The sequence below is a fragment of the Paraeggerthella hongkongensis genome (assembly GCF_003726035.1).
Taxonomy (GTDB): Bacteria; Actinomycetota; Coriobacteriia; order Coriobacteriales; family Eggerthellaceae; genus Paraeggerthella; species Paraeggerthella hongkongensis.
The window spans coordinates 236,102-255,760 of sequence record NZ_QICD01000002.1; the positions used below are offsets into that span (position 1 = coordinate 236,102).

Below are 19,659 nucleotides of genomic sequence, written 5' to 3' on the forward strand. Positions count from 1 at the left end.
AAACGGAAAGCGCCGCGCAAGGACGCTACAGATCGAGCAAGCCGTCGGGCAAAGCTACGTCGATACGGCGGGCATCGTCGTCAAAGCCCGTAACGAAGGCATCTACCAAAGGGATGAGCGCCGATCCGCTCCCGCCCGCTCGGGCAACCGAAAGAAGCGTTTGACCGGGGTTTTCGAGCACGTCCTCCACAATGCCCACGTACCCGATGCAAGCATCGTGCACCTCGTAGCCCGCAAGGTCGTCGTCAACCGCGACCAACGCATCTTCAGGCAGATCAGCTCGTCGAACCAGGCAATAGCACCCAGCCAGCAGCTCTGCCGTATCGATGTCGCGCACGCCTTCGAACGTGACCAGATACGCGTCTTTCCCCTCGTGCTTCGTGCTTTCCACGATGCCGCGACGCGGTCCGTCGTGCCGAGGCGGAACGAACGCCACCTCCAGGCCCTCGGACAGCAAAAAGGGAAGACCCGGCACGCTTCGCGCGACGAGCCCTCCCGATAAGGTTTTTGTTCGAGCCAGTTCGGCTACGTTAACCCATGCACGCATTTAATCGAGAAGTTCCACTTCGACATGCGTGTTCGTACGAGAAGCAGCAGCACGGGCGAGGGTGCGGATAGCCTTGATGACGCGACCCTGGCGGCCGATCACCTTGCCAGCGTCCTCTTCATGCACGCGCACCTCGACGAGGATCGTTCCGTCCTCCGCGTTGCTCGCCGTGATCTCGAGATCGTCTTCGAACTCGATAAGCGGACGTACAACGGATTCAACCAGACCGACGATGTCTTCCGTCTGCTCGGCCATAGGATTTACGCGTTCTCGCGGGCGCGCCTGATCAGCGAAGCGACCGTGTCGGTCGGCTGTGCGCCGTTCTTGATCCACTGGTCAACCTTGTCCATGTCAAAAGACACCATGGCAGGCTCGGAGCAGGGATTGTAACGACCCACTTCCTCGATGAACTTACCGTCGCGCGGGCAGCGCGAATCGGCGACGACGATGCGGTAGTACGGACGCTTCTTGGCACCGTGGCGGGCCAGGCGAATTTTAACTGCCATGAAGATGAACTCCTTTTGCTTCTTACATACGATTCATGCCTCGACACCGTCATTACGGTGTAGGGAAAACAGCAATTGCTTATGATACGGCGAAACTACCGGTTTGACAAGCGGATTACCAAGCCGAATTTTAAGTGTTTAAGGTCCGCTGCGCAAAGCAAGGCGCAATCGTCCTCGAAAAGCCCACGTTTGAGTGCACCCGACATGCGCATGGCAGCCGCCGCAATGTCGGGATGCGCGAGCGTTCAGCTCGCCCGCCCCAGTGCAGCACCCGGCCAAACCAATCACATAGGGTATCTGCCGCCGGGTAGATCAAGACGCGAGCATGCGCGCTTTCATCAGCATGCCTGAGAAGACAGAGCAGACATGCTTTTTTGTTGGAAGGAACCATGAATTGGGCTATCTTGGTCATCGCCGGCTCGTTCGAGATGCCTTGGGTCTGCGAGCTCGAGCTTTCGAAGGTTTCACAAAGCTTGTTCCCAACCTGCTCACCGTTGGAGGCACGATCGTCAGCTTCGGGCTATTGTTCCACGCGTTCAAAACGCTGCCGCGAAGGAGCCGGCAAGCGCGCCTAAGATTATCTGCATCGCGTTGATCGCCGTAGGAATCATCGGCCTCAACTTCACGATGCACGAAGGACGGCAACGACGACACGAAGGAGAAGGACATGCAAAAGTTTATAGCTGAAAGCTCGTTTTGGGAGCTGTTCCCCGATGCCGCCATCGGCGTCATCGTCGTTCACGACATGAAAAGAGCAGGTGACGTGCCCGCCGCCGACGCCGCCGAGATCTCGAGGCTGCTGAGCGACGCGAACTGCGAAGCAAACACCCACCTGATCAGCAACGTGATTTCCGAAAACGAGCCGGTCAAGGTGTGGCGCGAGGCGTATCGGCAGTTCAAAACGAAGAAAGGCGCGCGCTGCTCGATCGAGAACCTGCTCAAGCGCGTGCTGAAAGGCAACCCCGTGGGATCCATCACGCCGTCCGTGGACGCCTACAACGCCATTTCGCTCAAATACGCCCTGCCCGTGGGCGGCGAGGACATCGACGCCTTCGTCGGCGATTTGCGCCTGGGGCTGACCGAGGGCGGCGACGCGTTTTTGCCCCTCGGCGAAGACGAGGACGATCCCACGCTGCCGGGAGAACTCTGCTATCGCGACGATGCAGGCGCCGTCTGCCGCTGCTTCAACTGGCGCGACGGGCAGCGCACGGCGCTGACGGACGAATCCGAGAACGCGTTCCTCGTGATCGAGAGCATTGATCCGGCCCGCCGCGGCGACCTCGAAGCCGCGCTCGACGAGTTCGCCGCCCTCATGGAACGCTACTTGGGAGCAACCGTGACGACGCGCGCCGTAATCGACCGCGAGCATCCTGAAGTCGTCATTGCCGAGTAGCTGCGCAAGCAGCGTCTTGCGCCCTCCGGCAAACCGACGAGGCTCCCATTCGAACGGACGCCTCGAAACCGGCATGCACCGATCTCGAGGCGTCCAGTGCAACCTCGACCAGGCTGAAGGCTACCCTCAGCAGTTGGAAGCAGAGCGGGCCGTGCTCTTGAAGTAGATGTGCATGTCCTCGTAAGAGCCCATGAAGTTGACGAATCCGCAGGGAATGGTGCCCACGCGCGTGAAACCCATGTCCTCGTACAAATGGATGGCGCCTTCGTTGCTGGAGACCACCGCATTGAACTGCAAGCCCAAAAAGCCCTTCTTGGCCGCCTGCTCGAGCGAATCCTGCACGAGGGCGCGTCCCAAGCCGACGCCGCGGGCGCTCGACGCAACGGCGTAGCTGGCATTCGCGATATGGGCGCATCGGCCCACGTTGTTCGGGTGGAGAATGTACAGGCCGAACAGCTTCGAGTCGATAGCCGCCACCGTAGCCAAAGCCTGTTCGGCGAAAAACTCACGCGCGGTATCGAGCGTGAGCGGTTCGATCTGCGGGAAAGCCTCCCCGCCTTCGACCACTTCGTTCCACACCTTGATCATGCCCGAAAGATCCTCTTCACGGTACGGGCGTATCTCAAGCGCCATGGCGCGCCTCCTGTCGTTTGTCGCCGTCTTGCCTGCGCGGCGCGCGAACGCGTCGCGCAGGCAAGTATAGCAGAGCAGGGTCGCGCGGATGCGCTTCAAGCCGCAAGGCCGTGCAGGCGAAGCGGGCCGCTCGCCCGCACGGCCTTCACGAGGACGCCGGGATCCCCCAAACAGTTCCACCGGCAATTGCCGGTGGAATCGCGCTACTGCCCCATCATATCCTGGAGCTTCTTGATGTCGGACATGCTCATGCCGCCCATGCCGGGAATCCCCCGACGGCGGCGGCCCTTCTTGCCCTTCTTGCCTTTTCGGCCTCCCTGCATCTCCTCCATGGCGGGCATCATCTTCTTCATCATCTTCTTCGTCTCGTTGAACTTCTTCATAAGCTGGTTCACGTCCGAGACGGTGACGCCCGCCCCCGCCGCGATGCGCGCGCGGCGGCTGCCGTTCAGGAGGTCGGGCTTTTCGCGCTCCGCTTTCGTCATGGAGTTGATGATGATCTCCATATGATCGAACGCCCTCTCGTCGACCTGGCCGGAAGCCATGGCCTTATCGCCGCCGGGCAAGGCGCTGATCAGCTTCGACACGCCTCCCATCTTGCGAACCTGGCGGTTCATCTCGATGAAGTCGTTGAGGTTGAGCTGCGCCTTCATCATGCGCTCGGCGGACTCGGCCTCCATCTCCTCTTGCTGCACCGCCACGGCGCTTTCGATGAGGCTGACCACGTCGCCCATGCCCAGGATGCGCTTCGCCATGCGGTCGGGATGGAATTCCTCAAGGGAATCGGGCTTCTCGCCCGAGCTGATGAACTTGATGGGCTTGCCGGTGACCTGCTTGATGGAAAGCGCGCCGCCGCCGCGGGCGTCGCCGTCCATCTTCGACATGATCACGCCGTCGAAGTCCACCCGCTCGGCGAACGCGCTCGCCACGTTCACCACGTCCTGGCCGGTCATGGCGTCGACCACCATGAGGATCTGGTCGGGCTTGACCGCGCGCTTGATGGCCTCGGCCTCGTCCATCATCTCGTCGTCGACGTGCAGGCGGCCCGCCGTGTCGACGATGACCACGTCGCGCAGATTGTCGATGGCGTCCTGAACGCCCTCGGCGGCGATCTTCACGGGATCCTGCCCGTCGCCGCGGTACACGCGCACGCCGATCTCGCCGCCGAGCGTTTCCAGCTGATCGGCCGCAGCGGGACGGTACACGTCGCAGGCAACCAGCAACGGGCTGTGGTTCTCTTGCTTCAGACGGTACGCCAGCTTCGCGGCTGCGGTGGTCTTGCCGGAGCCCTGCAAGCCCACCAGCATGATCACGTTGGGAATGCGGCTGGACAGCACCAGCTTGGAGTCCGTGCGCCCCAAAAGCCCGGTCAGTTCGTCCAGCACGATCTTGATGACGTTTTGAGCAGGCGTGAGCGAGTCGAGCACCTCTGCGGTCAGGCAGCGCTCCTTCGTGTTGGCAACGAAGGTCTTGACCACCTTGAAGTTGACGTCCGCTTCCAGAAGCGCCATGCGGATCTCGCGCATGGCGCCGTTGATGTCGTCCTCGGTCAGGCGGCCTTTGCCGCGCAAACCGGAGAATATGCCTTGAAGGCGTTCGGAGAGGTTTTCGAGCATGGTCGGTAAGCTCCTCGTCGTATGCGTCGATTAAGCGTAGTGGTTCGAATTATACGACACCAATCCTGCCCAGACCACAAACACACAAGCAATCCGACCGCGTATTAGAAGCGCCCGCATCCCTCAGCGGCGGTATCGCCGACGGCGTCGACAGTACGCCGAACATGATGAGCGGCCCGTTCGACGAATTCGTTCGAAAGCGAAGGATTCGCCGACAGAACATTTCCAACAGCAGCACAATGCCCGAAAGCCGCCTCTTGAAACTGGCAATGGAAACGCAAGCGGCCACCGCACGCGCGATTCTTCCCCCAATGTTGCGCTCGAGCGCGTGTCGAGACTCGTCCGCCAACGAAAAACACCTGCGACCAGGCAATATGCATGCTCTTGTCGAAGACCATCCCTCAACGCGTCCTCCGAACGCAACATTGGGGGGAAGAATCGCACGACAAGCAATCGAGCACGAGGCGCATGACTCATCGGAAGATCGGGGACCCCATGGCATACTGCATCAGACAGTATCCTCTCGATGTCAATGGCGGTTCAACATGGAGTCAGGTAGAGCTTGGACGCGAATCAGGACCTATGGCAATTCGAATCGCGCGAAAGGCCGTATCCTGGCCGCGTCAGAAAACGCGGCCAGGGCTTTTACCAGCGAAGCGACCGCACGCGCACGTTCGACACCTGGTTCTTTTGTCACGGGCGCCGATTCGCGCCCGAGTTTGCGAACCCTCCCGCCTGGCCGCTGCGTTAGCTTCGCTCGTCGAACGCGCCAACAAGGGCACGCGCGAAATCATGGGCGTCGAACTCCTTGAGGTCGTCAAGCCCCTCCCCTACGCCGATCTTGAGCACGGGAAGCCCCAATTCATGCGACACGGCCAATGCGATGCCGCCTTTGGCCGTGCCGTCCAGCTTCGTGACGATCACGCCGTCCAAGTCAAGCGCGCGATCGAATTCGCGCGCCTGCTGCAGGCCGTTCTGCCCGGTGGTCGCATCGGTCACGAGCACCGTGTACACGGGCATGTTCGCGCGCTTGCGCACCACGTTCACCACCTTCTCAAGCTCGCGCATGAGATCGGCCGACGTATGCAGGCGTCCGGCGGTATCGACCAATACCAAATCGGCGCCCTCCTGCTCGGCGCGCTCGATGGTGTCGTAGCACACGCTGGCAGGATCGCTGCCGCGCTCGCGCGTGCACACGGGCACGTCCGCGCGGCGCGCCCACACCTCCAGCTGCTCGATGGCCGCCGCGCGAAACGTGTCGGCGCTGCCCAGAAGCACCTTGCGCCCTTCGTCGGTAGCCGCCTTGGCGATCTTGCCCACCGTGGTGGTCTTGCCAGTGCCGTTGATGCCCACGAACAACACGATGGCATCGCCGCCGCCGAACACGTCCTGGCCGCCTTCGGCGAACGTGCTGGCAATCTGATCGTTCAGCAGGTCGAGCACGGCGTACGCGTCGGGCAACGCCTTGCGGGTGGCCTGGTCGCGCAGGTTCTCCACGATCTCCGACGCGGCAGCGCCGCCGATGTCGGCAAGGATGAGCGTTTCCTCCAACCCGTCCCAGAACTCCTCGTCCAAATCCGGACCGCGATCCAGAAGGACGTTCATCTGCTCCTTGAACTTGTCGCGCGAACGGCTCAGCCCTTCGCTGATCCTATCGAAAAATCCCATGTCGGGCTCCTTTCTCAGCAACTTGAACAGTGTAGCTCAAAAAAAGCCCCCCGTCAGCGACGCAGATTCCTCTGAAGCCCGCACCCCGCGAACATCGCGCCCGTCCCATCCCCCTAGCTCCCTCGCAGGCAGAAGCGAACCGCCCTGCGCTACGCACAACGCCTGCAAAGGCGCCGGGCGGCGATGCCCACCAAGCGAGTTCCGCACGAGCCGAACAGCCCAGTGGGCTGTTCGCGCGAGCTCAGGACCGTTCGAGCGACTGGGCATCGCCGCCCGGCGCCCGAAGGCTATTCAGCATGGCGCAGAGCGTTCTCCAACTTCTGGCTGACCACCTTCGTCACGCCGTCGGCCTGCATGGACACGCCGAACAGCACGTCGGCCATTTCCATGGTGCGGCGCTGGTGCGTGATCATGATGAGCTGCGTGGAATCGCGTAGCGACTCTAGATACGCCGTCAACCGCCGCAGGTTCGAGTCGTCAAGCGCCGCCTCTACCTCGTCGAGGATGTAGAACGGCGTCGTCCGAATGCGGTAGACCGCGAACAGGAGCGCAAGCGCCGTCAGCGACTTTTCGCCACCGGACATGAGCATCATCTTCGTGATGCGCTTGCCGCGCGGCTGAGCCGTCACCTCCACGCCCGTGGCCTCCAGATCATCCGGATCAACCAAGGTCAAATGAGCCGAACCGCCCGGGAAGAGCACGGCGAAGATCTCCTGGAAGTTCTTATCGACCGCTTCGTAGGTGCGAATGAAGTCTTCCTTCATGCGCGCATCGATGACGCGGACGATCTTGGAAAGCGACCGGCGGGCGCCGTCCAGGTCGGCCAGCTGCGCAGCCAGGTAATCGTAGCGGCCCTTGAGCTGTTCGTACTCTTCGGCGGCATCGGGGTTGATGGTGCCCATGTTGGCGATGCGACGGCGCAGCTTGAAGGCGGCATCCTCCGTAGCGCCGCGATCCTCCAACTCGGGCGTTTCGAGCGCATGGTCAAGCGGCACGCCGCAGTCGTGGACGATGGCGTTGACCGCGCCTTCCACCTGAACCTCCAGGCGACCTTTCTCCACGCGAGCCTCGGACAGGCGGGCGTTCGCAGCATCGAAGGCATCGTGTGCCGCACGTGCGGCGGCGCGAGCCTCGTTGACCGCGGTGTGCAGGCCAGCCGACGAATCCTGTGCAGCCGTTGCCGCTTCCTCCAGATCGCGCGTCCAGCGGCGAGCGCTCGCGGTAAGCTCTTCGAACAACGCGAGCAAAGGCTCGATGCGCTTTTGAGCCACCGTTTTGCGCGCAAGGGAATCGCGCGCTTCCGCATCGCTTGCATCGACGGTTTCCAAGTCGCGCGTCCTCGCGTCCACCATGCGCGACGTGTACGTTTCACGCTCGGACAGCGTTGCCGCTTTGAGCTTCGCTTCCGAAAGCGAATCGCGCAGCTGCGCCGCAAGCTTGCGCAGGGGAACCACCGTGTCCTGCGCTTCCTGAAGCTTCACCGCGCCTTCGTCCAGGCTCTGCTTCAACTGAGCCAGACGCTGCTCGAGCGCTTCGACCGAAGGCCGAGCCTCGGCAACGGTACGCTCGGCCTGCGCGCGCTGGCCCTCGATATCGGAAAACTCACGGCGCACCGAAGCAAGCTTCTCCTCGGCGCGTCGGGCGTCTGCACGCGCCGCGTCGGTCTTGCCTCGCAGCTCGGCCAACTGCTGCGACAGCTTCAAGCTGTCGGCCTGTGCGCTGCGCAGCGTCTCCTCGGCAGCCTGAGTGCGCTTTTCCGAAGCGGCGCGCGTCTCCTCGGCAATCGATAACCGAGCGCGCAGTTCATCGGCGCGTCGAGCGCGCGCGAGAACGCCCTCGGCATCCTCGATCGTCGCCGAACCGACCGTCACCTTTCCGTTCGGCCATACGACGCACCCGTCCGTCGTGACGAAGCGAGCGCCAGAACAGTCGCGCGCATGAGCCGCGAACGCGTCTTCCCGACTATCGCACACCACCACATCGCCCAGAAGCGCCTCGACCGCGCGAGACGCCTCCTCGGGATACGAGAGATCGTCCACCAAGGCACGGCCGAGCCCCGCTTGCGCGGCAGCGCGGGCGGGCACCGACGCCGTCTGCTTCCCCGCGCGGGAAACGAGCACGACCTCGCCCTGCTCGTCGCAGGACAGAAGGGCAGCCGCAACCGCGCTCGCGCGAACCTCGTCGTCTACCAACAGCGCTGACACGTCCGCGCCCATCAAACGCTCCACCAACGCCTCGGCACCGGCGGGCGCACGCACCGCGCGGGCGATCGGCTCGATCCCCGCCTCCAGCTCGTCGGCGTGGTCCAGCAGCCATGCGAGCGCCGGCCCCGAAGCGGCTGCCGCGCGCTCAAGCTCCTCAAGGCCCTTGATCTCGGAAGACAGCAGCGTGGCAGCCTCTCGCGCCTGGTCAAGCTCCGCGCGCGCCGATTCGCGCGCGACCAGAGCCTCGCCGACCTTCGCGCGCGCAACAGCTTCCTGCTCGGTCAACGCAGCCAGTTCGGTTTCGGCCCGAGCGGCGGCTTCGGCCTGCGCGGCGGCTTCGGCCTGCGCGCGACCCAGCTGCAGCTCCAGCTCTTTGCCGTGGCCTTCGATCAGCTTCACGTGGGCAAGCCCGCTCGCCAGGGCTTCCTGCGTTTCCGAAAGCTCGCGGCGCGCCTGCTCCTGCGCACGCTCGTCGGCGCGCCTCGCCTTCTCAAGATCTTCCAGCTCGCGTTCGAGATCGCGGCGGCGCTTGGCGTTTTGCGCCTGCTCCTCGCTCAATCGGGCAACGGCAGCATCGGCAGCCTCGCGACTCGCGCGAACCTCGGCCAACTGCGCCGCCGCCTGCGCACGGTCCGATTCCGCCTGCGCGCGCTTGACCTTGTTCGATTCCAGCGTCACGCGAAGATCGGCCTCGTAGCTTTGCGCCGCGCGGCGCTTCTCGTGCAGCAAAAGCACCGCGCCGTCGAACCGCTCGACAGCCGACGACGCGCGCCGATGCCGTCGAGCCAGATCTCCCGCGTCCACGCTTTCGCGCCGAATCTTCTCCTGCAGCTCTTCCGCATGAGCCTCCGCCTTGCCGATAGCGGCGCGCTTCTCCTCCAGTTCCGCCTGAAGAGCCTGCTCGCGGGTTTGCGCGCCGTCCCATGCTCGGCGCAGCGTGCGCAGGTCGTCGACGGCCAGCGACAAGCTCAAATCGGACAGCTCGGCTGCCAACCCTTGATAGGCGCGGGCGCGTTTCGCTTTGCGCTCGAGCGGCCCCAATTGGCGCTCCACCTCAGCGGCCACGTCCTTCACGCGCGCCAAATGCGCATCCATAGCAGCCAGCTTGCGCTCGCTTTTCGCCTTGCGCTGCTTGTGCTTGAGAACGCCGGCCGCCTCCTCGATGAGCGCGCGACGGTCCTCCGGCTTCGACTGCAGGATGGAATCCAGGCTTCCCTGGGAGATGATGGAATGCGTGCCCGTGCCCAACCCCGAATCGTGCAGGATGTCGAGCACGTCCATACGCCGCGCAACCGTGCCGTTGATCAGGTACTCGCTCTCGCCAGAGCGGTACATGCGCCGCGTGATGGCTACCTCGCTGTAATCGACCGGAAGCGTGCCGTCCGAATTGTCCAGTACCAGGTCCACTTCCGCAACGCCCACGCTCTTGCGCGCCGAAGATCCCGCGAAGATCACGTCCTCCATGGCTTGTCCGCGCAGGTGCTTGGCATTGCGCTCGCCCAGCACCCAGAGCACCGCATCGGAAATGTTGGATTTTCCCGATCCGTTCGGGCCGACCACGGCAGTGATGCCCGGTTCCATGGCCAGGACGCTGCGGTCGGCGAACGACTTGAACCCTTTGAGGACCAGTGACTTCAAGTGCATGTGAGACTACCCTTGCTTGCGCTGCTTGGCGCGCTCTCGTTCGGACTTCTTGCGAGCCTTCTGCTCGGCGCGCGCGGCGGCCTTCTCTTCCTTGGCCTGCTTGGCCGCGGCGGCTTTCTCCGCGCGCACGCCCTCGTCGACGCCCAGGCCGAAGAACTCGCCCAAACGAGCGAGCGTGCTTTTCGCGGCCTGGCTCTCAGCCTCCTTCTTCGTGCGCCCGGTGCCGCGGGCAAGCCCCTGAGACCCGGCGAACACCTGCGCTACGAACGTGCGGTCATGAGGCGGGCCCTGCGTCTCCACCAGCTTGTACGTAGGCGTGATGCCGTCCTCTTGCAGCTTTTCCTGCAACGCGCTCTTCGGGTTCTCCGGCTCCTTTGCCATGTCCACCGACATGCGGGGGATGAGCGTTTCGCGCACGAAGCTCACGGCAGCGCCCATGCCGCCGTCCAGAAACAGCGCAGCCACTACAGCCTCGTACACGTTCTCGAGCGCAGAGTGCAGCCCGCGCCGGCCCGTTCCCGTCTCGGAAGATCCGAATACGATCACGTCCGTGAACCCCAGGCGCTCGGCCACCTCTGACAAGCTCGCGCCCGAGACGAGAGCCACCTTGATGCGCGTCAAACCGCCTTCATCCAGGTCGTGAAAGCGATCGAAGGCAATGGTGGCCACAATGGCACCCAAAATGCTGTCGCCCAAAAACTCGAGCCGCTCGTAGGAGTACTTGACGGCCTTGCCCTCGGTAGCCGAAGGGTGGGTTATAGCCGAAAGGAGCAGTTGCTCTTGATTGAACCGGTATCCCAGGATGCTCTGAGCTCGATCGAGCTTGCCGCGCTGCTCGTCGGTCAGCATCATGGGAGTTTCGAATCTCTTGTCAAGATTTGAAACCGAAGGCTCGTTGGAATCGAACAGGTTCTCAAGCGTCATTCTTGACCGCCGTTTCCCGGAGCACCCGCTTGGACGCCCGTAGCCGTCTGCGCGATTATATCCGTGATGCCCGCACGTACGAAATTCGCCGTAGTCAGAACGCCGCTCTTTATCGCGTAGGCGCTCGACGAGCCGTGCCCCACGATGCATGCGCCCTTCACGCCAAGAAGAGGCGCGCCGCCGTACGTATCGGGACTGACCTGCGCCATAAGCTGCTTCAAGCCGCCCTTGATGGTCAAGGCGCCCAGCTTGGTAACCGGCGTTGCCATCATGACGTCCTTGAGCGTTTTGAACAGCACCTTCGACGTGCCCTCGATGGTCTTCAAGCACACGTTGCCCGTGAAGCCGTCGGTGACGATGACGTCGTAGGTTGCAGCCAGGATATCTCCGCCTTCGGCGTTGCCCGCGAAGTTGGGAAGCTGCTCTTTCAGCAGCTCATGAGCCTCCTGCGCGAACTGCGATCCCTTCGTGTCCTCCTCGCCGATGTTCAACAAGGCGGCGCGAGGATTCTCGATCCCGAGGATCCTCTCGGCGTACACCGATGCCATGCGGCCGAACTGCACCAGGTATTCCGGCTTGCAGTCCGCATTCGCCCCCACGTCGCACATGACCACGGGACGAACCGGCGACGGGATGACCGTCGCAAGCGCGGGACGCGCTATGCCCTTGATGCGACCCATGACCAACGTCCCGGCCGCCAGGCAGGCCCCCGTAGAGCCTGCAGAGAAAAACCCTTGCGCCGCGTCCTCTTTCACCAGGCGGCAACCCACCACGATAGACGAGTCCTTCTTCTTTCGCACGGCGTTTGCCGGATGCTCGGCCATGCCGATAATCTCGGTGGCAGGCTGAGCTATGCAACGCTCGTGCTGAGAGGCGAAGGGTTCGACCACCTCGGCCGGACCGCACAGGATAACGGTCAGGTCGGAATCGGTCGATAGCGCGTCGGCAACGCCTTCGAGCACGACAGCCGGGGCGTTGTCGCCCCCCATGGCGTCGACGGTGATGGTAACTTTATCGGGCATGGTGTCCTCGCATTCCTCGGTGGAGTCGCGTGGACGCATGCGTCCGACCGCAATCGCGCGAGCGGGCGCATGCGCGCAGCGCATAGCTTCCTTCAACAGTATAGACGAACATGCAAAAAAGCCTCCCGGCTCGTCACGCAAAAAGCGTGATGTGCGGGGAGGCTTGTCAAGGCGCGGACGTAAGCGCTCGCGCGCAGGAGACGGTTAGTCCGTCTCGATGACCTCGCGGTTCTTGTAGAAGCCACAGTTCGGGCACACGCGGTGCGGAAGCTTGGCTTCGCCGCACTGGGGGCACACGGAGCGGGAAGGCGCCGCGATCTTGTCGTTGGTGCTGCGACGGGCATGAGTGCGGGCACGGCCCATTTTGCGCTTAGGTACTGCCATGATCTCTATCTCCTTGCTTTTTGCCGAGCGGTACGCTCGCTCGCTTTCGCTTAGTAAACACGCGAAGTGGTATGGTATCAAAGGTTTATCGCTCCCGCAAGGGTCCTACGAGGTCATTTTTGCAAACGGCATGCGGGATTCATAAACTTCAGACACCCTTACGCGAGACGCTTCGCTGATCATAGCGCAAAACCGGCTCCAAGTGCGCAAAAAGCATCGAGATACAAAAGAAAGACCCCGTTGGCGCGGAAAGGCGCAGGAAGTCGGGCAGCACGGCACGATTGGCCGCCCGCGTCGGCGGGCGCGGCCCCACGGCTTAGACAGCCCCGAACTGCATGCGGTAGTAAGCGGCGTACGTGCCGCCCAAGGCCAGCAAGTCCTCGTGGGTGCCCAGCTCTGCCACGCGCCCGTCATCCACTACGGCAATGAAATCCGCTCCGCGAATGGTGGACAGGCGATGCGCGATGATGAGCGTGGTGCGCCCGGCCGACAGCTCGTCAAGCGAGCGCTGCACGGCGCGCTCGCTCTCGTTGTCGAGAGCGCTCGTGGCTTCGTCCAAAATGAGAATGCTCGGATCGCGCAGAAACACCCGCGCAATGGCGATACGCTGCTTCTGGCCGCCGGACAAGCGAGCGCCGCGCTCTCCCACGAACGTATCGTAGCCGTCGGGCAGACTCTTGACGAACTCGTGAATGTTCGCGCGCCGTGCGGCCTTTTCTATCTCCGCCGCCGTCGCATCGGGCCGCCCGTACGCAATGTTCTCGGAAATGCTGCCGCCGAACAGGTATACGTCCTGCTGCACGATACCGATCGCCTCGCGAAGCGACGCCGTCGTGATCGCGCGGATATCGATGCCGTCAACCTCGACCGACCCCGACTGGGGATCATAGAACCGAGGGAGCAGCGAGCATGCGGTGGTCTTCCCGCCGCCTGAAGGCCCTACCAGCGCCACGGTGGCGCCTGCCGGCACGGCCAGGTCGAACCCCCGCAGAACGTCGCGCTGGCCATCGTAGCTGAACCGCACGTCGCGATAGCGAACCGCTCCCTGCACGCGCGCGCCGGCTTTCCCCGCTTTGCCGCCAGCGTCCGCATCGAAGCCGCGCGCCGTCCGAGCGGCGCGCAAGTCCAAGGCCCCCGGCGCATCCTGGATGTCGGGCCGCACGGCCAGAACCTCCATGAACCGGCGAAAGCCGGCGTAGCCCTTCTGGAACGTCTCCACGAAGTTGATCAGCTGCTCGATGGGAGAGATGAAGATGCCGATGTACAGAGCGTAGATGGCCAGATCCGTCACCGCCAGCTCGCCCCGCGCCACGAAATACCCGCCGCCCACCACGGTGACCGCGTACAGCACGCCGATGAACAGCGAGTTCACGGCGTGGAACGACCCCATGAACCGGTACGAGCTCTCCTTGGTCCCCACGAACCGATCGTTCACGCGGCTGAACTTGCCGATCTCCACGGACTCGTTCCCAAACGACTTCACCACGCGGATGCCACCGAGAGAATCCTGCAGGCGGGCATTGATGTCGGCCATTTTCTTGCGGTTCTCGGTGAAGATGACGCGCTTGCGGTAGTTGCGCCATGCGGCGTAGGCAGCCAGCAGGACGGTCGCCCCCAGCATGATGGCGGTCAGCGGCACGTTGATGAAGAACAGCAGCGCGAACGATCCCACGATCTTCAGGATGCAGATGAACAGGTTCTCCGGCCCGTGGTGAGCCAGCTCCGACACGTCGAACAGGTCGGTCACCAGCTTGCTCATCATCTCGCCGGTGTTGTTGCGGTCGTAATAGCCGAAGCTCAAGCGTTGATACTGCTTGAACAGGTCCATGCGCATGTCCGCTTCCATGCGCACGCCCATGATGTGACCCCAGCTGGTGATGAAGTACTGGCACGCCGTGCGCACCGCGTACAGTGCGGCGAACAGAAGGGCGATCCAGCCGAGCGACGCCAAGACGACGTCGGCCGATCTGGTGAAGAAGTCCCTGGTAAAGAAATTCAGAAGCTGAGGGAACGCCAGGTCGACCGCTGCGAGCACGGTAGCGCACGCCAAATCGAAGAAGAACAAGAACTTATACGGCTTGTAGTAGCTTGCGAACCGGGCGAACACCGTGCGCGCGCCCACGGCGGGCACGTCGGTCGCAGAGGCCCCGGGCGTCGCGGGTTGGTTTGAGGGGATTCGTTTCGTTTCCATGACCGCTATTGTAGCGCCCACCTTCCCTTCCCGCTTCCTCAATCCTTGCGCATGCGGCTCGCGAGGCCGCAGCCGAACATCCCCATGTCCGCGCCGCCCGCCGCGAGCGCGAACGGGAAGCGGCGTCAACGAGCCGACGTCCCAGCGCACCGTCCGGTCGCCCGGCTCATGCGTTCCGGGCGCTAGCGCACCTCGACGCCGCGCACGGCAGCCCAGGCAACGACCCCGCCGAGCGCTATCACGACGACGAACGTGAAGAACGGGTTCGCAAGGCTCGCTCCCGCACCGAAGCCGAGCGCCGTCTGCATTGCGTCCATCAGGGCCGGTAGAAAAAACGCGGCCGACGGCATGACGGACGGCAGCACCGAGAAAACCACGAGGCCGACGGCAAGGAGCGTGAGCGCGATGCGCCGCGCACCGAAGCGCATCTGCAGAGCCGCGAACGCAAGCCCCGCGCTCGACGCCGCAGCGCAGCCCAAGAACATGAACAGGAAGTCGAGCGCAGGCCCGTTCCCCACTCCATACGCCATGAGGAACAACGACTGTTCGCGCGGCCAAAACGGCACGAGAACCGCGCACGCCGCTTCGACGAGAGCCAGAAACAGGCAAACCGCAGCGAGCGACGCCGCCGTGCTCGTGACCATCTGCAAACGCGTAAGCCCCATCTGCACGAGGAACCGCACGTCGCCCGAAAACGTGGACAGCGCGAGCAGCGGCATGAGGACGTAGGGCAGAAAGCCCATGCCCGGCATCGCAATATATGCGATTTGATTGATGTTCATGACAAAGAGCACAGCGATAAGCGCGCCGATGATCAGGCAGAACACCGCCGCGCTCTGGACGAGCTCGACAGCTTGGTAGCGGAAGGCAGCCTTGAGTTTCATGAGATCACTCCCCCTTCTCGGTCAGTTTCACGAACAGCTTCTGCAAGTTGACGGGCGCCGTGTCCAATCGGTCGTTCAACCGCGTCGCGTCCGGCGTGCCCAAGAGGTACGCCACCGCCATGCCGCCCAACTCGTCGATGTCGAGCACGTCGAGCCCCTCGCAGTACGCGCGCACGTCCGCCGCGCGGCCCGACACGCTGTATCCCTTCGAACGCAGCTCGTCGGCCGAGGCCTGCATGATCACGCGACCCTCGTCGATGACGGCGACGCGCTCCACGAGGTTCGCCACCTCCTCGATGAGGTGCGTGGCGATGACCACCGTGCGCTGGCGCTCCAGGTAGTCTTCCATAAGCAGCCGGTAGAACAGCTCGCGATGGTTGGCGTCCAGCCCCAACACCGGCTCGTCCAGCAGCAGGTAGTCCACGTCGAGCGAGAGGGCCATGACCAGCTGGCAGATGGTGCGGTAGCCGGTGGAGAGCGCGCCCATCTTCGCCTTGGTATCAAGGTCGAACGCCTTTGCCAGGCGCAGGGCGCGCCTGGTATCAAAGCCCTCGTGGAAGCGGTCCATCCACCCCACGAGGTCGTCCACGTACATGGATTCGGGGGTCATCTGCACGTCGCCCGTGCAGAACACCTTCGAGAGCGCCTGAGGATTGTCCGTGACAGGATCACCGTCCACGAAGACGCATCCCCCCGTAGGCACAAGACGGTTGGACGCGATGCCCAGCAGCGTCGTCTTGCCCGCGCCGTTGCGGCCGAGGAGCGCGTGTATCTTGCCGTACTCCAAGGACAGCGACACGTCGTCGAGCGCCGTCTTCTTCCCGAACCGCTTCGTCAAATGCTCGGCTCGCAGCTCACGCATGATCGTATCCCTTCTCGATGAGGTCGATGACCTGATCTTTCGTCAGGCCCAGCTTCTTCGCCTCGGCCACGAGCGCGCTTACGAAACACTCGCCGAAGGCGTTCTCGCGCTTTGCTCGCACCTTCTCGCGCGCGCCATCCTGCACGTACATGCCCATTCCCCTCCTCTTGTAGATGACATCCTCGTCCACGAGGATATTCATGCCCTTGAGGACGGTGTGCGGGTTTATGCCGAGCAGCGCCGCAAGCTCGTTCGTGGAGGGGACGCGGTCCCCTTCGGCGTACGCGCCCGTGAAGACGTCGTCCTCTATCTGCTCGGCGATCTGCACGAACAGGGGCACGTCGCTTGCCGGATCAATGTTCATGCTGCTCGCCTCCTTCCTTGCTAGTTAGTTACTTGAGTAACTAACTAGCATTCTAGGGAGTTCCAACGCGCATGTCAAGGCGCAAGAAGCGGACATCCAGATCCGAGCTCGAGACACGCGGACGCAAGATCGTTCTCACCTCTCTCACGCGAGACGTTCATGCGGTTTCCTAAAATGCTCGCAACACGCTCTCGTAGGCAGGACCGCGCCGTGCTGGGCAACCTCCTCCACCCCGACGACGTCGCCCCCTTCGTTCGCTGGATGCTGCCCTTCCCGTTCCCGCCTTCATCCTGCAGCTCCGCACGCAGCAGGAACCATTGCACGGGATAGCCGAACTTGGTGCCCAGCCTCCCTTCCTCCCTTTCGGCCCGGATGCTCCATTGAACCAGAACGACGCGGCGCACGTCTCTACTTTTCTAGCTCTGTCGGAAAAAGAAAACGCCCGCCGGGGGCGGGCGTTTCGAAACAACGTAGTCAAGTGCATCGAAAACGACTGGAACGGACCTTTCGCAATGATGGAAAGGGGCTTACTTCTCCTCGAAGGGGAAATCTTTCAGCACGGCGAACGGGTTCGGCGGCACGTCGTCTTCATCGGACGCCGGCTCGCAGCCGCAGGAGCCTTCGTTGAGGTTCGCGCCGCAGGTGGAGCACAGGCCCTTGCACTCGTCGTCGCACAGCGGCACCAGCGGGAACTCAAGCAAGAGCGCAGCCGTGGCAAGCGGTTCGACGTCGATGACCTTGTCTTCGGAAAGCACGTCGAACTCGTCTTCGTCCATGTCTTCGGGCGCGGCTTCCTCGGAGCTCAGCAGGAAATAGCCCTCGATCTCGCCGGTAACGGGAAACGCGATGCTGTCGAGACAGCGAGCGCAGGCCGTTTTAGCCTCGCCTTCCACCGTGCCGGTCACCAGCAGGGCGTCGCCTGTGTTGGATATATCGATCTGCCAGCTCAAAGGAGCCGAGAAGTCGTACAGGTCAGGACCCGACTTGACGACGGGCACCGTAAGCTCGCCTTCGAAATGAGCGCTTTCGGCAGGCGTGAACAGCTCAAGGGGTACGTGGATGCGCGTCGCGTCCATTAGCGCCCCGAAGCAAGCGAGTTGGCGTTCAAGCGATCGCGGCAACGGCGCACGTTGCCCAACAGCGTATCGAGGCTCTGCTCGACGTGACCGAACACCTCGTCAGCGTAGTCCTCGGCACCGGCGCGGGTCTGACGCTCCAGCTCGCGCGCGTCGGCGAGCACCTGGTCGGCCTGCTGCTGAGAGATGCGGACGATCTCCTGCTCGCTGGCGATGGTCATAGCCTGGCTGCGTGCATCCTCGATCATGCGATTGGCCTCGGCCTCTGCGTCATCGAGCAAGCTCTGCCGCTCGCGTACGATCTGACGAGCCTGAGCGAACTCGCTCGGAAACGTGTCGCGAATCTCATCCATGATCTCGAACGCCGCGGCGATGTCAACCTGGCGCATGTTGCCTTTGCCGAAAACCGGCTTAGAGTCCTCAAGCAGAATCGAGAGCTCTTCTAACAGCCCCAAGACTCCTGTTTCGTCCATGATTGTCCTTCCACCCTGGCGTGCTGCGTTTCATCTGCGTTGGCGCGCACGGGCACCATCGCGCACATGCGTCGCAATATTCTAGCACGTATGGTCGGGAAACCGACTTCCAATGCACAAAGCAAGCACATTTCACCCGGTCGGAACGTAGGTTACAGTTGCCTTACGCGTCGCCGAACTTCTTCAGCAACGCCTCGTGCACGCAGGGGGGAACGAACTGCTCCACCTTGCCGTGCAGGCTGGCTATCTCGCGAACGATCGACGACGAGAGGTACATGTACTGCGGAGGCGACATGATGAACAGCGTTTCGAGCTCCTGGTTCAACTGGTAGTTGAGGGCCGTCATCTGAAACTCGTACTCGAAGTCGGTGATAGCGCGCAGGCCTTTCACCACCACGGTCGCATCCATCTTGGCAGCGAACTCGACCAGCAGGTCGTCGAAGGGCTCCACGCGCACGTTGGGCAGATGACTGGTGGCCTTGCGCACCAGCTCGACGCGCTCCTCCAGCGTGAACAAGGGCTGCTTTTTCGGCGAAGCCGCCACGGCCACGATGATCTCGTCCACCAGCTGGGCTGCGCGGGTTATGACGTCAAGATGCCCGCTCGTGATAGGGTCGAAGGTTCCGGGCGTCAATGCACGTTTCATGAATGGGTCACGTTTCCTCTCGTTTGGTCACACGGTGCGGCTGGACTCGTCAAGCAGCAGCACGTCCACGACAGTATCGCCGTACTTCTTTCGCTGCGCAAGGGACAAATCGCGCGCTTTTGCCGCCTCGTCCACCGACGAAACCGAAGCAGCGTCGTGCTCGTACACCACCAGGGCGTCCTGCGCAAGAACGCCGCACAGCCTGAGCCCCGCCACCAAATCCAGAACAGCCTCCGCCTGGTAAACGTAGGGCGGATCCAAGAACACGAGGTCGAACGGAGGCCGCGCGTACGTCGGGGGTTCCTTGAGCACGTCCGCACGATGGATGCGCGCGTCGCGCGGCTCAAGCCCCAGCGTTTTGGCGTTCGCGCACAACGCGCGCATGGCCTCGCCGCCGCACTCGTAGAAATGGGCGCATCGCGCGCCGCGCGACAGCGCCTCGAACCCCAGCGCGCCCGATCCCGCGAACGCGTCGAGCACGACCGCTCCCTCGAAACCTCCGCGTGCGCTGTTCACCACGCTCATCATGGATTCCCGAACCCGGTCGGTAGTGGGGCGGGTGCCCTCCCCTTTCGGCGCCTTGAGCGTGCGCCCGCGGTACTCGCCTGCGATAATCCTCATG

General features: G+C 63.0%; 19 protein-coding genes. 1 reads left to right on the forward strand and 18 read right to left on the reverse strand.

The window, feature by feature from the left end:
- Nucleotides 1-25 precede the first annotated feature (25 nt).
- The 3 genes from DMP08_RS02390 to rpsP form a co-directional block, all read right to left on the reverse strand.
- A complete protein-coding gene (locus DMP08_RS02390) occupies nt 26-475 on the reverse strand; it encodes a ribosome maturation factor RimM (RefSeq protein ID WP_244596751.1) in 450 nt (149 codons plus the stop codon).
- Between the two features lie 72 nt (nt 476-547).
- Nucleotides 548-802 (reverse strand): KH domain-containing protein, encoded by a 255-nt coding sequence (locus tag DMP08_RS02395; RefSeq protein ID WP_114565815.1) that lies wholly within the window; start codon nt 800-802, stop codon nt 548-550.
- Between the two features lie 5 nt (nt 803-807).
- A complete protein-coding gene (rpsP, locus tag DMP08_RS02400) occupies nt 808-1,053 on the reverse strand; it encodes a 30S ribosomal protein S16 (RefSeq protein WP_114565816.1) in 246 nt (81 codons plus the stop codon).
- Nucleotides 1,054-1,720: 667 nt separating this feature from the next.
- Here rpsP and DMP08_RS02410 point away from each other — a divergent pair.
- Nucleotides 1,721-2,446: a B3/B4 domain-containing protein gene (locus tag DMP08_RS02410; protein WP_123191395.1), complete on the forward strand. Its 726-nt coding sequence runs from the start codon at nt 1,721-1,723 to the stop codon at nt 2,444-2,446.
- 126 nt (nt 2,447-2,572) lie between these two features.
- Here DMP08_RS02410 and DMP08_RS02415 read toward each other — a convergent pair whose 3' ends face one another.
- The 15 genes from DMP08_RS02415 to rsmD all read right to left on the reverse strand — a co-directional run bounded on the left by DMP08_RS02415 (nt 2,573) and on the right by rsmD (nt 19,658).
- Complete coding sequence (locus DMP08_RS02415) at nt 2,573-3,079, reverse strand: GNAT family N-acetyltransferase (RefSeq protein ID WP_123191396.1); 507 nt, start codon at nt 3,077-3,079, stop codon at nt 2,573-2,575.
- Between the two features lie 203 nt (nt 3,080-3,282).
- Complete coding sequence (ffh, locus tag DMP08_RS02420; protein ID WP_123191397.1) at nt 3,283-4,695, reverse strand: signal recognition particle protein; 1,413 nt, start codon at nt 4,693-4,695, stop codon at nt 3,283-3,285.
- Nucleotides 4,696-5,442: 747 nt separating this feature from the next.
- Complete coding sequence (ftsY, locus tag DMP08_RS02430; protein ID WP_123191399.1) at nt 5,443-6,363, reverse strand: signal recognition particle-docking protein FtsY; 921 nt, start codon at nt 6,361-6,363, stop codon at nt 5,443-5,445.
- 287 nt (nt 6,364-6,650) lie between these two features.
- Nucleotides 6,651-10,211, reverse strand: coding sequence for a chromosome segregation protein SMC (gene smc, locus DMP08_RS02435; RefSeq protein WP_123191400.1), 3,561 nt, complete (start codon nt 10,209-10,211; stop codon nt 6,651-6,653).
- A 6-nt stretch (nt 10,212-10,217) separates the two neighbouring features.
- A complete protein-coding gene (rnc, locus tag DMP08_RS02440) occupies nt 10,218-11,063 on the reverse strand; it encodes a ribonuclease III (protein ID WP_114565951.1) in 846 nt (281 codons plus the stop codon).
- 68 nt (nt 11,064-11,131) lie between these two features.
- Nucleotides 11,132-12,157, reverse strand: a complete 1,026-nt coding sequence (plsX, locus tag DMP08_RS02445) for a phosphate acyltransferase PlsX (RefSeq protein WP_123191459.1) — start codon at nt 12,155-12,157, stop codon at nt 11,132-11,134.
- A 204-nt stretch (nt 12,158-12,361) separates the two neighbouring features.
- A complete protein-coding gene (gene rpmF / locus DMP08_RS02450; RefSeq protein ID WP_114565823.1) occupies nt 12,362-12,541 on the reverse strand; it encodes a 50S ribosomal protein L32 in 180 nt (59 codons plus the stop codon).
- A 316-nt stretch (nt 12,542-12,857) separates the two neighbouring features.
- Complete coding sequence (locus tag DMP08_RS02455; RefSeq protein ID WP_123191401.1) at nt 12,858-14,732, reverse strand: ABC transporter ATP-binding protein; 1,875 nt, start codon at nt 14,730-14,732, stop codon at nt 12,858-12,860.
- Nucleotides 14,733-14,914: 182 nt separating this feature from the next.
- Nucleotides 14,915-15,616 carry a hypothetical protein gene (locus tag DMP08_RS02460; protein ID WP_123191402.1) on the reverse strand — a complete coding sequence of 234 codons (702 nt, stop codon included), beginning with the start codon at nt 15,614-15,616 and terminating at the stop codon, nt 14,915-14,917.
- 4 nt (nt 15,617-15,620) lie between these two features.
- Nucleotides 15,621-16,478: an ABC transporter ATP-binding protein gene (locus tag DMP08_RS02465; protein WP_123191403.1), complete on the reverse strand. Its 858-nt coding sequence runs from the start codon at nt 16,476-16,478 to the stop codon at nt 15,621-15,623.
- Entirely contained in the window at nt 16,471-16,842 is a 372-nt protein-coding gene (locus DMP08_RS02470) for a GntR family transcriptional regulator (protein ID WP_123191404.1), read from the reverse strand. Before DMP08_RS02470 ends, DMP08_RS02465 begins: the two co-directional genes overlap by 8 nt.
- A gap of 527 nt (nt 16,843-17,369) precedes the next feature.
- Entirely contained in the window at nt 17,370-17,918 is a 549-nt protein-coding gene (locus DMP08_RS02480) for a YceD family protein (RefSeq protein ID WP_123191406.1), read from the reverse strand.
- Nucleotides 17,918-18,391: an ATP synthase subunit B family protein gene (locus DMP08_RS02485; RefSeq protein ID WP_103265837.1), complete on the reverse strand. Its 474-nt coding sequence runs from the start codon at nt 18,389-18,391 to the stop codon at nt 17,918-17,920. Before DMP08_RS02485 ends, DMP08_RS02480 begins: the two co-directional genes overlap by 1 nt.
- Before the next feature lie 163 nt (nt 18,392-18,554).
- Nucleotides 18,555-19,037 (reverse strand): pantetheine-phosphate adenylyltransferase, encoded by a 483-nt coding sequence (gene coaD, locus DMP08_RS02490; protein ID WP_114565826.1) that lies wholly within the window; start codon nt 19,035-19,037, stop codon nt 18,555-18,557.
- Between the two features lie 27 nt (nt 19,038-19,064).
- Nucleotides 19,065-19,658, reverse strand: coding sequence for a 16S rRNA (guanine(966)-N(2))-methyltransferase RsmD (rsmD, locus tag DMP08_RS02495; RefSeq protein ID WP_123191407.1), 594 nt, complete (start codon nt 19,656-19,658; stop codon nt 19,065-19,067).
- Between the last annotated feature and the right edge of the window lies 1 nt (nt 19,659).

Bases quoted from the DNA above. Each gene is read 5' to 3' on its own strand.
- DMP08_RS02395 (WP_114565815.1), bottom strand. From the start codon at position 802: ATGGCCGAGCAGACGGAAGACATCGTCGGTCTGGTTGAATCCGTTGTA.
- rpsP (WP_114565816.1), bottom strand. From the start codon at position 1,053: ATGGCAGTTAAAATTCGCCTGGCCCGCCACGGTGCCAAGAAGCGTCCG.
- DMP08_RS02410 (WP_123191395.1), top strand. From the start codon at position 1,721: ATGCAAAAGTTTATAGCTGAAAGCTCGTTTTGGGAGCTGTTCCCCGAT.
- DMP08_RS02415 (WP_123191396.1), bottom strand. From the start codon at position 3,079: ATGGCGCTTGAGATACGCCCGTACCGTGAAGAGGATCTTTCGGGCATG.
- ffh (WP_123191397.1), bottom strand. From the start codon at position 4,695: ATGCTCGAAAACCTCTCCGAACGCCTTCAAGGCATATTCTCCGGTTTG.
- ftsY (WP_123191399.1), bottom strand. From the start codon at position 6,363: ATGGGATTTTTCGATAGGATCAGCGAAGGGCTGAGCCGTTCGCGCGAC.
- smc (WP_123191400.1), bottom strand. From the start codon at position 10,211: ATGCACTTGAAGTCACTGGTCCTCAAAGGGTTCAAGTCGTTCGCCGAC.
- rnc (WP_114565951.1), bottom strand. From the start codon at position 11,063: ATGATGCTGACCGACGAGCAGCGCGGCAAGCTCGATCGAGCTCAGAGC.
- plsX (WP_123191459.1), bottom strand. From the start codon at position 12,157: ATGCCCGATAAAGTTACCATCACCGTCGACGCCATGGGGGGCGACAAC.
- rpmF (WP_114565823.1), bottom strand. From the start codon at position 12,541: ATGGCAGTACCTAAGCGCAAAATGGGCCGTGCCCGCACTCATGCCCGT.
- DMP08_RS02455 (WP_123191401.1), bottom strand. From the start codon at position 14,732: ATGGAAACGAAACGAATCCCCTCAAACCAACCCGCGACGCCCGGGGCC.
- DMP08_RS02460 (WP_123191402.1), bottom strand. From the start codon at position 15,616: ATGAAACTCAAGGCTGCCTTCCGCTACCAAGCTGTCGAGCTCGTCCAG.
- DMP08_RS02465 (WP_123191403.1), bottom strand. From the start codon at position 16,478: ATGCGTGAGCTGCGAGCCGAGCATTTGACGAAGCGGTTCGGGAAGAAG.
- DMP08_RS02470 (WP_123191404.1), bottom strand. From the start codon at position 16,842: ATGAACATTGATCCGGCAAGCGACGTGCCCCTGTTCGTGCAGATCGCC.
- DMP08_RS02480 (WP_123191406.1), bottom strand. From the start codon at position 17,918: ATGGACGCGACGCGCATCCACGTACCCCTTGAGCTGTTCACGCCTGCC.
- DMP08_RS02485 (WP_103265837.1), bottom strand. From the start codon at position 18,391: ATGGACGAAACAGGAGTCTTGGGGCTGTTAGAAGAGCTCTCGATTCTG.
- coaD (WP_114565826.1), bottom strand. From the start codon at position 19,037: ATGAAACGTGCATTGACGCCCGGAACCTTCGACCCTATCACGAGCGGG.
- rsmD (WP_123191407.1), bottom strand. From the start codon at position 19,658: ATGAGGATTATCGCAGGCGAGTACCGCGGGCGCACGCTCAAGGCGCCG.